Source organism: Sutterella parvirubra YIT 11816, from assembly GCF_000250875.1.
Taxonomy (GTDB): Bacteria; Pseudomonadota; Gammaproteobacteria; order Burkholderiales; family Burkholderiaceae_F; genus Sutterella; species Sutterella parvirubra.
Genome location: NZ_JH604988.1, coordinates 72,042 through 85,058, shown reverse-complemented (window position 1 = coordinate 85,058; position 13,017 = coordinate 72,042). Strand labels below are relative to the sequence as shown.

The window sequence follows — 13,017 nt, the reverse complement described above, 5'->3', positions numbered from 1 at the left end:
CCTCTCAGAGACGTGCGATCGACTGCCATACCCGCTCGAGGCGCTTCACGCTCACCGGCATCGGCGTGCGGAGTTGCTGCGCGAAGAGCGAGACGCGGAGCTCCTCCAGCATCCATCCGAAGGTCTCGAGGTTGGCGTCGTATTCGCCGCGGCGCGCGGCGACCGCACGGCGCCAGAGCGTCGTGAGGCGCTCGACGTCGGCGCGCCGCTCGCGGTCCCTCGCCGGATCGTCCGCCCAGCGCTCCAAACGGTGAAGCACCGCCTTGAGGTACCTCGGGTAGTGCGCGAGCTGCGCCTGCGGCACCGTCACGAGGAAGTGCGCGGGGAAGAGCTTGCGGAACTGCCCCTCGACGTCTTCGACCAATTCCTTCTCGGCGCCCATGCGTTTGAGCTTCAAGGCCGCCGCGTTCGCGTGGGTGACGATTTCCGCCAAAAGCCTCGAAATCTCGCCGGCCACCAACACCAACCGGCCGCGGGCGTCCTCACGGCGCTCGCGGAAGGCTTCTTCGCTGTTGGGGCGCGGGTCCTGGAGCGCCGTCGCGTTCAGAACCGCGTCGACGACGTCGTTTTCCAAACTCTCAAAGCTTTCGAACGACCTCGAGAGTCCCGGCACGATCGAGGCCTGCATCTGCATGCGGCCCAATTCACGCAGGCTCCGCTCCACGAAGCGCACCTGTTCGCGAAGCGACAGGCGGAAGAGCCGGCGCAGACCCTTCACATGCTCCTTCTCCGCTTCGCGCGGATCGTCGAACACCTCGATCGCGCAGCAGTCGCCGCAGTCGACCAACGCGGGATGCCCGATCAGCGTTTCGCCGCGGCGGGAGATTTCCATGAGCTCAGGGAGCTCCCCGAACGTCCAGTCGGTGATCTGATCCTCCAGATCCGCCGCGACCGCGCGGTCGCGGGCGGCAACGTTCCGGAAGGTCTCCTGCGCCTGCGCGCCCAACTTCGCGCGCAGATCCGCGAGGTTACGCCCCATGTCAAGCTGACGGCCGTGTTCGTCCACCACCTTGAAGTTGAGGATCAGGTGGGGCGGGAGCTGCTCCGTCTTGAAGTCGGACGAGAGGCACTGCACGCCCAACTCGCTCTTAATGTCGTCCCGGAGCACCTCGACGAAGGGGCGCGGCTGCGCGGCGCCCCCGTTCGTGCGCTCGAAGAAGCCCTTGGCGTAGTCGGGCAAAGGCACGCAGTGGCGGCGGATCTTTTGAGGAAGACTCTTCAAGAGCACCTGCGCCTTCTCGCGCACCATCCCCGGCACGAGCCACTCGGCCCGCACGGGGTCGATTTGGTTCAGCGCAAAGAGGGGCACCGTCATCGTGACGCCGTCCCTGGGACTCCCCGGCTCGAAGTGGTAGCTCAACGCCATCGAGACCCCGGCCATTTCGATCGCCTTCGGGAAGAAGGACGTGGCGGCCCCGGCCGCCTCGTGGCGCATGAGTTCGTCCTTCGAGAGGAAGAGCGCTCGGCGCTCTTCCTTCGTCTGCGCGTTCACCCACTTCTCGAGCGTCGCCTTCGAGCACACGTCGGCGGGCAGACGCTCGTCGTAGAAGGCGAAGATCAGTTCGTCGTCGACCAACACGTCCGGACGGCGGGTCTTGTGTTCGAGCTCGCGGATTTCGGCCACCATCCGTTGGTTGTGCTTGAAGAACCCGGCGTCGGTGTCGATCTCTCCCGCCACCAGCGCCTCACGGATGAAGAGCGTGCGCGCCAAGGCCAGATCGTGAGGCGCGAAGCTCGTGCGGCGCCCCTGGTAGATCGTGAGGCCGTAGAGCGTGCCGCGCTCCATCGCCACGACTTCGCCGCGGCGCTTCTCCCAGTGGGGCTCCGACCAGCTCTTTTTGAGCAGACTTCCCGCCGCCTGTTCGATCCACTCGGGTTCGATGTCGGCGACGATTCTCGCGTAGAGCTTCGACGTCTCCATGATCTGGCCCGCGAAGATCCAGCGGCCCGACTTCTTGACGCGGATCGACCCGGGCCAGATCCAGAAGCGGATCCCGCGCGCGCCCAGATACGGGGGCTGCCGGAAGTCGCTTTCCGCCGCCTTGCTCCCGATGTTGCCGAGAAGGCCGGTCAAAAGCGCGCGGTGAACCTCCTCAAAGGTGGCGGGCGCCGTGTTGATGCGCCAACCCATCTCTTCGACAAGGCTCTTCAGCTGCTTCATCACGTCGGACCACTCGCGCATGCGGCGCGGCGACAGGAACCGGCGCTTCATCTCGGCCTCGAACTTGCGGTTGCTCTCTTTCCCGGCCTTCGCCTCTTCGTACCAGTTCCAAAGCTTCACGAAGGATAGGAAGTCGGACTTTTCGTCCGCCAGTTGGCGGTGCGCCTGGTCCGCCGCCTGCTGCTGATCCAAGGGGCGCTCCCTCGGATCCTGCACCGTGAGGCCGGAGGTGATGATGAGGAGTTCGCGGAGCGACCCGAAGTCGGCACCCGCCAGGAGCATGCGGCCCAGCTTCGGGTCGACGGGGAGCTTCGCGAGCGCACGCCCGACGGCGGTGAGATTCCCCGCGTCGTCGATCGCGTTGATTTCCTGCAGGATCGAATAGCCGTCCGCGATCGCGCGCGGAGGCGGAGCCTGCACGAAGGGAAATTCGCGCACGTCGCCCAATTTGAGGCTCATCGAGCGGAGGATCACCGCGGCGAGGTTCGAGCGGACGATTTCCGGGTCGGTGAAGGCCGGACGACGCGCGAAGTCCTCTTCATCGTAGAGACGGATGCAGATCCCGTCCGCGACGCGGCCGCAGCGGCCGGCGCGCTGGTTGGCGGAGGCCTGGCTCACGGGTTCGATGAGAAGCTGCTCCACCTTCGAGCGGTAGGAGTAGCGCTTGATGCGCGCCGTGCCCACGTCGACCACGAACCGGATTCCCGGCACCGTGATCGAGGTTTCGGCGACGTTCGTCGCGAGCACGATGCGGCGCATGGGGCCGGGTTTGAAGACGCGTTCCTGTTCCGACGCCGAAAGCCTCGCGAAGAGCGGCAGGATCTCGGCGCGGCCCACGCGGTCCTTGCGGAGGTAGTCCGCGGCCTCGCGGATTTCGCGCTCTCCGGGGAGAAAGACGAGGATGTCGCCTCGGCCCGCCGTTTCGAGTTCCGACACGGCGCGCTCGATGGCGGCCAAGAGGGTGTGGTCGTCCGTCTCGTCCGCGTCTTCGAGCGGACGGTAGCGGATTTCGACGGGATACGTGCGCCCCGAAATCGTGAGGATCGGCGCAGGTTTGCCGTTTTCCGCGAAATGCTCCGCAAAGCGCTCCGCGTCGATCGTCGCCGACGTGACGATCACCTTCAGGTCGCGGCGCTTCGCGAGGAGGCGCTTCAGGTACCCCAGCAGAAAGTCGATGTTGACGGAGCGCTCGTGCGCTTCGTCGATGATCACCGTGTCGTAGGCGAGCAGAAGCGGATCCGTCTGCGTCTCCGCGAGCAGGATCCCGTCCGTCATCAGCTTGATCGTGGCGCCGGGCGACGTGGTGTCCGTGAAACGCACCTTGAAGCCGACGACGTCTCCGAGAGGAGTCTTCAATTCTTCCGCGATGCGCTTCGCGATCGAGCTCGCCGCGATGCGACGGGGCTGCGTATGGGCGATGCGGCCCGTGACGCCGCGCCCGGCCATGAGCGCGATCTTGGGGAGCTGCGTCGTTTTGCCCGAGCCCGTCTCGCCGCATACGATGACGACGCGGTTTTCTTCGATCGCGCGCTTCACTTCATCCGCGCGCATCGAGACGGGGAGGTTCGGCGCCAGTTCAAAAGGCGGAATGGGCGTCTTGATCTCAGAAAAAGGCAGACGCGGACGCTTTTCTCCGCGGGGGGCCTTCTCGGCGTTGCGGTTGGGACGGTCCTTTCTGTCCGCATGGTCCCTGTTGGGCTTCGCGTCCTGGGGACGACGGTCGCGGGAGTCACGAGTCTGGCGGGATTCGGACGCCTGACGGCGTCCGTCCCGACGCTCGCCGATGCGGTTGCGGTCGGCGTCCCGGCGGGACGCCGACGTGGGCTGAGCCGTCTGATTGGATGCCTCAGAGGCACGGCTCTCTTTGGCGGATTTGTCGGTTGACTGGGGCTGGACGGTCTTCGCGTCCTTCAATGAGGGCGCCGGGCGCTCGCCCTTCAGGGGTGCAGCTCGCCGAAAGGTGGCGCCTTCTGCGGCACCCGCCAAAAGCGCGCCGAAGGCGCCCTTCGCGAATTCCGCACCGCGTGCGGGGACGCGCTCGGGTTCGGCCGGCTTCTGAGGCGCCTCACCGGCGGGCTTCGCGGTCGCCTTCGGCGCCGCCGCCTTCGCCTTCTCTTCCAGGGCATGAGCGCGCGCACGCTTCGCGCGCGCGGCGGCGAGGCGTTCCGCCTCTTCGCGTTCGCGCTTTTCCTCTTCCTTTCGGCGGGTCACCTCCAGGGCGCCGTCAACGTCGGAGCGGACTTTTTGGAAGGCGGCGAAGAGTGCACTTTGGGCCATGGCGTCAACCGTTCTGTTCGTCAAATGATTTCAAAAGGATTGAAATGGTAGCGCCTCCGTCCCGCCGCCGCACGGCGCGGGCGGCGCCGTATTAGACTTTCGGCACCGCTATGGGGAGGCACGGACCTCCCGACACACAACCGATTGGAGGACCGACATGGCCCGCATGGTGCAGTGCATCAAACTGAAGAAGGAAGCCGAAGGGCTTGACTACCCCCCGTTCCCGGGCGAACTCGGGAAGCGCATCTGGCAGCACGTGAGCAAGGAAGCCTGGGCCGACTGGACCCGTCTGCAGACGATGATGGTCAACGAGTACGGCCTCAACCTCGCGGACCTCTCCGCCCGTCAGCACCTCATGGCGCAGTGCGAGCGCTACTTCTTTGAGGATGCCGAGATGGAAGTGCCCAACTACGTGCCGCCGACGAAGTAAGGTTGCGCGCTGTTCGCATGCACGAAGGGCCGTACGGAGCGATGCCGTGCGGCCCTTCTTTCATCCGAAGGCGTTGGCGAGGTGGTCTCATCCGAGTTGACCACCCGGTTCGCCTCAGCGCTCAAACGTCTTCACGCCTTCAGCCGTCCCCAAGAGAAGCACGTCCGCGCCGCGGTTCGCAAAGAGCCCCACGGTGACGACGCCGGGCCAGGCGTTGATCTCATCTTCCAAAGCACGGGCGTCCTTGATCGAGAGACCCGACGCATCCAAAATCGAGCAGCCGTTGTCGGTCACGAAGTCGCGCAGCTTCACCGTGGCGCCCAGAGTCTCCAACTTCGCCTTCACGGCGCGGGCCGCCATCGGAATGACTTCGACAGGGAGCGGGAACTTACCCAACACCTCCACCTTCTTCGACTGGTCGGCGATGCAGACGAAGCGATGAGAGATGGACGCGACGATCTTCTCGCGCGTCAACGCGCCGCCGCCCCCCTTCACCATCGCAAAGGACGGATCGATTTCGTCGGCGCCGTCGACGTAGACGCCGATCTCGTCGACTTCGTTCATGTCGAGGACCTTGAAGCCCAGGGCTTCAAGGCGCTTCGTCGAACGTTCCGAGCTCGACACGCAGGCCGGGATCTTCTCTCGGATTTCAGGAAGCAGATCGATGAAGCAGTCGACGGTGGAACCCGTCCCGACGCCGAGAATCCGGCCGTCTTCAACATAAGCGAGCGCAGCGCGGGCCACTTCGCGCTTCAGGGCATTTTGATCGATCGTCATAAGGGACTCCATCGGGATCGGGGGAAAGGGAATCTTTGAGGCCGCATTTTAGTGGGTTCGCCGACCGTACTCGTTAGAATCTCTGAGCTTGAAAGCACTCTTTTCCTCTCTTCAAAACGCATGAAGACCCCGACCGCCCACGACTACGACGATCCGTCGATCGCCGACACCTTCCAACGCCTCAATTCCCGAGACCACGCGCCGAACCTCACGCAGCGCGGTCTTTGGGCGAGTTGGGCGGCGCTCGTGCTCTTTGCGGCCTGCATGGTGGGGGTCGCGATGATCGTGATCGACGCCGACCGCCGTGCGGAAGAGATTCGTCTCCGGCAGTCCGCGGACCTCATCGTCTCGTCTCTTGAGTCGCGTCTTTTGGGCACCGCGGAGATTCTCCAGAAGACGAGCATGCGGCTCTCCCTCACAGGCAAACTCGGCCACCCTCTGGCGAGTGCGGAACTTTCCGCCTACACGCTCATGGACGAGCGCCGGGAGGTGTCCGAAATCACGTTGGTCGGTAAGGACGGTACGGTGCTCCAGAGCTGGGGCTCGAACATCCCTCCCGCGAAGCGCCGGTATGAAACCGGCGCCAAGCTGCCTGAACGGACAATTTCTCCGGTTCAGAACGTGATCGCGAACGACGCTTCGGCGATCACGCGCCTCTACACGCTCCCCGACACGAACCTCGTCTTTGCGGACCTGATCGTCCCGACGCCGGATCCCCAGCAGGCCTTGGTCGCCCGCGTCGACCTCATGCGGCTTCTGAACGAAATCATCCGCTACTCCACCTCCGAGCACTACCACTTCGAATTCATCGCGGACGGCCGACCGATCCTTCCCGAGACGACGGACGCCGCCAACCGGACGCCCGGCTCCGCGATCGTCTACGAAGCCCCAATCACCTTTTTGGGGAAGGCTTCGAGCGTGCGCACGGCGCTTCGCTCGACCTCCTACGAGCACGCGCTCTTCACGACGAACCGCCTGCCGCTTCTCGCGGTCGCGGGGCTTCTCGTCATGCTCGCCTTCTCGATCGGGATGATCTTTCACTACCAGCGCCGTCAGCACCGCTCGCACCGGCAGCTCCTCGCCGAATACTCGCTTCGCCGCACGATGTCGGAATCCGCGATCGTGGGTCTTCGCGTGACGGACGCGAACGGGCGCATCCTCTACGTGAACGAAACCTTCCAGAGGATCATGGGCTGGAGCGCCGAAGAACTCATCAATCAGCGGCCGCCCTACACCTACTGGACCGAAGAGATGGAGGAGCGCTTCACGGAACCCCGCCTCATCGCGCAGGCGACCGAACCCATCACCTTCACCGCGAAGAGGAAGTCCGGCGAACGCTTCCACGCCGAAATGCGCCTCTCGCCCCTTTGCGACGAAAAGGGGCGGCGTCTGGGCTTCATCGGCGCGCTCTACGACGTCACCGCGCAGGTGCGCGCCCGCGAGCAGATGCAGGCCGCGAACGAGCGCTTCATCCGCGTCGTGCAGTCGATGTATTCCGCGATTGCGGTGCTCTCGAACGACCGCACGCAGGTGCTCTTTGCGAACCGCTCGTACGAGCGCCTCTTCGGAAACAAGACGGAAGGCGCCGTCCGGCTTTTGGAAGGCGAAGCGAAGCTTCCCGCGTCGCAGCACCGCGAAGGCGTCTACGACGAGCCGACGGGCCGCTGGTTCGAAGTGCGCTCGCAGCAGCTCAGCTGGGCCTCGGGCGAAGCCGTCCTCATGCTGATCGCCACCGACATCACCGACCGCCGCGAACTCGAAATCGCGCGTGAAGCGCAGCTTCGCCGCGCCGAGTCGACGCAGCGCCTCGTCACGATGGGCGAGATGGCGAGCTCCCTCGCGCACGAACTCAATCAGCCGCTCGCCGCGATTTCGAACTACGCGGGCGGGGCGTCCACCATGATGGAAAACGGTACGCTCACGAACGAGCGTGCGCTCACCGCCTTCAAAAAGATCGAAAACCAGGCGCTCCGCTGCGGGAAGATCATCCAAAGGATCCGCGGGTTCGCGAAGAAGACCGACCCCCACCTCGAAGAAGTCGACGTCACGACCGTCATTCACGAAACGATGGAATTGGCCGTCATTCAAGCGAGGAAGTACGGCGCCGAGATCCGTCTCGACGTTCCGGAGGACCTTCCCGTCATGCGCGCCGACGCCGTCCTTTTGGAGCAGCTCCTTTTGAACCTCGTCAAAAACGGCATGGAGGCCGCGCACGCCAGCGCCGACCGCACGATCACGGTTCGCGTCCGAAATCTTCGGAATGAACAAGCAAACGTGCTACGCTTTGAGGTGGAAGATCACGGACCCGGCATCTCCGACGAAGAAAAAGAAAGGCTTTTCGACGCCTTCTACACGACGAAGACCGAGGGCATGGGCATGGGGCTCAACATCTGCCGCTCCATCGTCGAGCTGCACGGCGGGCGCCTCTCCGTCGAAGACACCCCCGGTGGCGGCGCCACCTTCGTCTTCACCGTGCCCACCGCACCCGAGGCGACGACGTCGTCCGAGGCCGATCTTTGACGCCATTCCAAGGACCACATTCATTCAACCGAGGAGAACGCACACCATGTTGCCTTACGAATTCGCCGCTGAAGCCCCGGACGTTCCCGGCATCGTCTACATCGTGGACGATGACTGCGACGTCCGCGATTCGCTCAAGTGGTTGCTGGAGGCGAACGACTACCGTGTGGAAGACTACGAAAGCGGTGAGACCTTCATCGCCCAGTTCAACGAGAACGTCCCTTCGGTCATTCTCTGCGACCTGCGCATGCCCGGGATGTCCGGTGCGGACGTGCAGGAGCACCTCCTGAAGCGCCGCGTCGACGCGCCCTTCATCTTCATCACCGGCCACGGCGACGTGCCGCAGGCCGTCGAAGCCTTCAAGCGCGGCGCCGTCGACTTCATCCAGAAGCCCTTCAAGCAGCAGCAGGTCAAGGACCTCGTGAGCCGCATGCTGACGCGTGCGCGCGAAACGCGCCGCCGCCGTCTGGTGCTTCAGCAGAACCGCGCCCTGATCGAAAAGCTCACGCCGCGCGAACAGCAGGTGTTGGACCGCATCGTCAACGGCCGCCTCAACAAGCAGATCGCCGACGACCTCGGCATCAGCATCAAGACCGTCGAAGCGCACCGCGCCTCGATCATGGACAAGACGGGTTCGGGCACCGTCGCCGACCTGATGCGGGTCGTCGTGAAGTCCGAACTCTTCCCGTCGATCAGCTCGACGCTCGCTGAAGCGATCGCTTCGCTTCCGAGCCACACCGCGCAGACGGGGCTCCCGCACACCGCGGAAAACGAAGACCACAACGCGCGTCTCGACACCGGGATCCTGACGACCCCGCACAGCTAAACCGGCTCTTTCCCGCGTTCCTCTTCGCCCGCCCGGAATCCTCAAGGTTCCGGGCGGTTTCCGTTCGTGCGCTCCTAAAGGGTGACGGAAGAGGCGCCCGTCACACCCACGTGAATTGTTGCAAGGCCGCCCGCGGCGGCCGCGTTGGGCTTCCGCACCCTGTGCGACAATCCGCTTCACCACAACATTCAATGGGAACGGCTCCACATGACCGCACAACTGATCGACGGCAAGGCCCTTGCCCGCAGCATGGAAGCGAAGCTCGCCGAGCGCATCCGTGCGCTCCCCCGCAAACCCGTCCTCGCCGTTCTGCTCGTGGGCGAAGACCCGGCGAGCCGCGTCTACGTCCGCAACAAGGTGCTCGCGTGTGAGCGCACCGGGATCGAATCCCGCTCCGTGCATCTTCCCGAGACCGCCACGGAAGAGGACGTGATCCGCCAGGTCCGCGCATGGAACGAGGACCCGACGGTTGACGGCATCCTCGTGCAGCTTCCGCTCCCCCGCGGCATTGACGCTCAGCGCGTCATCGAAACCGTAGCGTTGGAGAAGGACGTCGACGGCTTCCACGTAGGGAGCGCCGGCGCCCTCATGACGGGGCGCGAGGGCTTTCGCCCCTGCACCCCGTCGGGCGTGATGGAGATGCTGGAATCCATTGGGTATGAGCTCCGCGGCAAGCACGCGCTCGTCATCGGGCGCTCCAACATCGTCGGGAAGCCCATGGCGATGATGCTTCTCGAAAAGGACGCGACCGTCACGGTCGCGCACAGCCGCACGCCCAACACGAAGGAACTTGCGCTTGCCGCCGACGTGATCGTCGCGGCCGCGGGCCGCGCCGACCTCGTCACCGCCGACATGGTGAAGCCCGGCGCCGTCGTGATCGACGTCGGCATGAACCGCCGCCCCGACGGCCGGCTCTGCGGCGACGTCGCGGACGACGTCCGGGACGCGGCCGGGTGGTTGACGCCCGTTCCCGGCGGCGTCGGCCCGATGACGATCGCGATGCTCCTCGTCAACACGGTGCGCTCGGCGGAAATGCGCCTTGGCGCCAAGTAAAGCACCCCCTTGAGAACGAACACCCCGAACGACAGAATCATGACTGAGAAGACCGACTTCAATCCGCTTCTGCACTTGGACGGCCGCATCGACTACGCGGCTCTCCGCCCCGAACACGTCGCGCCCGCCGTCGAGCACTGGACGAAGGCGCTCGAAGAAGTCCTGAACCACGCCACCGACCCCGCGACGCCCGCCACTTGGGAAGCGGTCGTGGCGCCGCTCGACGCCGCCGTGGGACACCTCGGCCGCGCCTGGGGCGCGGTGGGGCACCTCCAGAGCGTCGTCGACACGCCGGAGCTTCGCGATGCCTACAACGCGGGGCTTCCCGTCGTCACCGAACTCTTCCTGCGGCTCTCGCAAAACGAAGCGCTCTTTGCGAAGTACAAGGCGATCCGTGAGAGCGACGCCTTCGCGTCGCTCCCGCCCGTGCGTCAGCGCATTCTGGAGCGCGAAATCCGCGACTTCCGCCTCTCGGGCGCCGAACTTCCCGAAGAACCCCGCGCCCGTGTGAAGGCGATCGGCGAGAAGCTCTCGATGCTCTCGCAGAAGTTCAGCGAAAACCTTCTGGACGCGACGAACGCGTACGAGCTCGTGCTCCCGGACGCCGGGCGCCTGAAGGGGATTCCCGAGGACACGCTGGCGCTCTACCGCGCGAGCGCGCAGAGCGCCGGGAAAGACGGCTACCGCATCACGCTGCAGTACCCCTCGTATCTGCCGCTCATGAAGTACTGCGAAGACCGCGACCTCCGCGAGACGGTCTACAAGGCGTTTTCGACCCGTGCGGCCGAGTTCGACGGCGGGAAGTTCGACAACACGCCGTTGATCCGCGAAATTCTCGAGCTCCGTTCGGAGGAAGCGAAGCTTCTCGGCTTCCCCAACTACGGGGAGCTCTCGCTCGCCGTCAAGATGGCAAGCTCGGGCGACGAGGTGCTCGCGTTCCTGCGCGACCTCGCCAAGCACGCGAAGCCCGCGGCCGAGCGCGACATGGCGGAACTGCGCGCCTTCGCGAAGGATGAATTGGGGCTCGCGGAGCTCTGCGCCTGGGACCAGGCGTGGGCGTCGGAAAAGCTCCGCGAAGCGCGCTACAGCTATTCGGACGCCGAGGTGAAGCGCTACTTCACCGAGCCCACGGTCTTCGCCGGGCTCTTCGGATTGGTGGAGACGCTCTACGGCATCAAGATCGAAGAAGCGGAAGCGAGCGTCTGGCACCCGGACGTGAAGTTCTTCGTCGTGAAGCGGAATGGTGAGACGATCGCGGAATTCTATGCGGACCTCTACGCCCGCGAAGGAAAGCGCTCCGGCGCCTGGATGGATTCGGACCGCTCGCGCGAGATGACGGCGGCGGGCCTCGTCACGCCGATCGCGTACCTCGTCTGCAACTTCGCCCCCGGCGTCAACGGCGCCCCGGCGACCCTGACGCACGACGAAGTGACGACGCTCTTTCACGAGTTCGGCCACACGCTCCACCACATCCTCACCGCGCAGACCGAACACGCCGTCTCCGGGATCAACGGCGTCGAGTGGGACGCCGTCGAACTCCCGAGCCAGTTCATGGAGACCTTCTGCTGGGAGCGCGAGGTCGTGCGCGGCCTCACGCGCCACGTCGAGACGGGTGAACCTCTGCCCGACGAGCTTTTTGAGAAGATGCTCGCCGCGAAGAATTTCGAGAGCGGCATGGCCTGCGTGCGTCAGGTGGAGTTCGCGCTCTTCGACATGATCCTCCACACGTCGTTCGACCCTGAAAAGGACGACGTGCAGAAGACGATCGAAGCGGTGCGGCAGGAAGTCGCCGTGAGCTTCCCGCCCGCCTACAACCGCTTCCCGCAGAGCTTCTCGCACATCTTTGCGGGCGGCTACGCCGCCGGCTACTACAGCTACAAGTGGGCGGAGGTCCTTTCGGCCGATGCCTACGGGGCGTTTGAAGAAACGGGCGTGACGAACCCCGAGACGGGGCGCCGGTTCCTCACGGAAATCCTGGAGCGGGGTTCGAGCCGCGACGCGATGGAGAACTTCGTCGCCTTCCGCGGCCGCCGTCCGACCCCGAACGCGCTCCTGCGCCAGAGCGGTCTGCTCACGGACAACGAGGCCGCCCGATGAGCGAACCCATCACCCTCGCGAGCTGGAACGTCAATTCGCTCAACGTCCGCAAGGACCAGGTCCTCGACCTCCTTCGCGAGACCGGTTGGGACGTGTTGGCGCTTCAGGAAACGAAGATGACGGACGCGGTCTTTCCCGCGTCCGACTTCGAGCGTCTGGGCTACGGCGTCCGCTTCACGGGCGAGCGCGCCTACAACGGCGTGGCGGTGCTTTTCCGGAAGGACCGCTTCGAGGAGGTTCGTCCCGAGGACGTGCTCCTCGAGATGCCCGGCCGGACGGATCCGCAACGGCGCTTTCTCGCCCTGACGCTTCGCCCCAAGGGGGGCGAAGCCTTCCGCGTGGTCGACGTCTACGTCCCGAACGGCTCGGCGCCGGGGAGCCGCAAGTTCCTCCACAAGATGGACTGGCTCTCGGACCTCCAGATCGCCGTCGCAAAGATGCTCGAAACCACCCCGCGGCTCATCGTCGCGGGCGACTTCAACATCGCGCCCGAAGACGCGGACGTTTGGGATCCGGCCGTGTGGCGCGGCAACCTCCTCGTCTCGGCGCCGGAGCGCCGTGCGCTCCGGCGCCTGATGACGTTGGGATTCTCGGACGCGTACCGGATTTTTCCCCAGGCTCCCAAGACCTACTCGTGGTGGGACTACCGCTCGCGCGGGTATGAAAAGAACGAGGGCCTTCGCATCGACCTCACGCTGGTCTCGGATGCGCTTCGTCCCGACGTCACGGCCGCCGCGATCGTCGAAGGCCCCCGGGCGCTGCCGCAACCCTCGGACCATGCGCCCGTCACGGTGACGTTCCGATGAGGTCCATGATCGGTTGATCGGCCGACGTCGGTCGATGTCGGCCGACGAACCGATCCATACCCTCCATGCG

General features: G+C 65.1%; 8 protein-coding genes. 6 read left to right on the top strand and 2 right to left on the bottom strand.

The window, feature by feature from the left end; translation table 11 throughout:
- Positions 1-4 precede the first annotated feature (4 nt).
- A complete protein-coding gene (gene hrpA / locus HMPREF9440_RS07155) occupies positions 5-4,438 on the bottom strand; it encodes an ATP-dependent RNA helicase HrpA (RefSeq protein ID WP_008542851.1) in 4,434 nt (1,477 codons plus the stop codon).
- A 157-nt stretch (positions 4,439-4,595) separates the two neighbouring features.
- Between hrpA and HMPREF9440_RS07150 the strand changes: the two genes are divergently transcribed.
- Positions 4,596-4,868, top strand: coding sequence for an oxidative damage protection protein (locus tag HMPREF9440_RS07150; protein ID WP_008542850.1), 273 nt, complete (start codon positions 4,596-4,598; stop codon positions 4,866-4,868).
- A gap of 114 nt (positions 4,869-4,982) precedes the next feature.
- On the opposite strand, the gene rpiA is transcribed toward HMPREF9440_RS07150, so the two are convergent.
- Positions 4,983-5,657, bottom strand: a complete 675-nt coding sequence (gene rpiA / locus HMPREF9440_RS07145; RefSeq protein ID WP_008542848.1) for a ribose-5-phosphate isomerase RpiA — start codon at positions 5,655-5,657, stop codon at positions 4,983-4,985.
- 108 nt (positions 5,658-5,765) lie between these two features.
- On the opposite strand from rpiA, the gene HMPREF9440_RS07140 reads away from it, so the two are divergent.
- From HMPREF9440_RS07140 to HMPREF9440_RS07120, 5 genes are all read left to right on the top strand, one after another.
- The gene (locus tag HMPREF9440_RS07140; RefSeq protein ID WP_008542847.1) at positions 5,766-8,165 is read left to right on the top strand and encodes an ATP-binding protein; all 2,400 of its coding nucleotides are present in this window, start codon (positions 5,766-5,768) and stop codon (positions 8,163-8,165) included.
- A gap of 46 nt (positions 8,166-8,211) precedes the next feature.
- The gene (locus HMPREF9440_RS07135; RefSeq protein ID WP_008542845.1) at positions 8,212-8,991 is read left to right on the top strand and encodes a response regulator transcription factor; all 780 of its coding nucleotides are present in this window, start codon (positions 8,212-8,214) and stop codon (positions 8,989-8,991) included.
- A 207-nt stretch (positions 8,992-9,198) separates the two neighbouring features.
- The gene (gene folD, locus HMPREF9440_RS07130) at positions 9,199-10,044 is read left to right on the top strand and encodes a bifunctional methylenetetrahydrofolate dehydrogenase/methenyltetrahydrofolate cyclohydrolase FolD (RefSeq protein ID WP_008542844.1); all 846 of its coding nucleotides are present in this window, start codon (positions 9,199-9,201) and stop codon (positions 10,042-10,044) included.
- Between the two features lie 39 nt (positions 10,045-10,083).
- On the top strand, positions 10,084-12,141 hold the full coding sequence (locus HMPREF9440_RS07125) for a M3 family metallopeptidase (RefSeq protein WP_008542842.1): 2,058 nt from the start codon (positions 10,084-10,086) through the stop codon (positions 12,139-12,141).
- Positions 12,138-12,947 carry an exodeoxyribonuclease III gene (locus tag HMPREF9440_RS07120; protein WP_008542841.1) on the top strand — a complete coding sequence of 270 codons (810 nt, stop codon included), beginning with the start codon at positions 12,138-12,140 and terminating at the stop codon, positions 12,945-12,947. Before HMPREF9440_RS07125 ends, HMPREF9440_RS07120 begins: the two co-directional genes overlap by 4 nt.
- Positions 12,948-13,017: the final 70 nt, after the last annotated feature.

Coding starts and splice junctions, on each gene's coding strand:
- hrpA (WP_008542851.1), bottom strand. CDS start 4,438: ATGGCCCAAAGTGCACTCTTCGCCGCCTTCCAAAAAGTCCGCTCCGAC.
- HMPREF9440_RS07150 (WP_008542850.1), top strand. CDS start 4,596: ATGGCCCGCATGGTGCAGTGCATCAAACTGAAGAAGGAAGCCGAAGGG.
- rpiA (WP_008542848.1), bottom strand. CDS start 5,657: ATGGAGTCCCTTATGACGATCGATCAAAATGCCCTGAAGCGCGAAGTG.
- HMPREF9440_RS07140 (WP_008542847.1), top strand. CDS start 5,766: ATGAAGACCCCGACCGCCCACGACTACGACGATCCGTCGATCGCCGAC.
- HMPREF9440_RS07135 (WP_008542845.1), top strand. CDS start 8,212: ATGTTGCCTTACGAATTCGCCGCTGAAGCCCCGGACGTTCCCGGCATC.
- folD (WP_008542844.1), top strand. CDS start 9,199: ATGACCGCACAACTGATCGACGGCAAGGCCCTTGCCCGCAGCATGGAA.
- HMPREF9440_RS07125 (WP_008542842.1), top strand. CDS start 10,084: ATGACTGAGAAGACCGACTTCAATCCGCTTCTGCACTTGGACGGCCGC.
- HMPREF9440_RS07120 (WP_008542841.1), top strand. CDS start 12,138: ATGAGCGAACCCATCACCCTCGCGAGCTGGAACGTCAATTCGCTCAAC.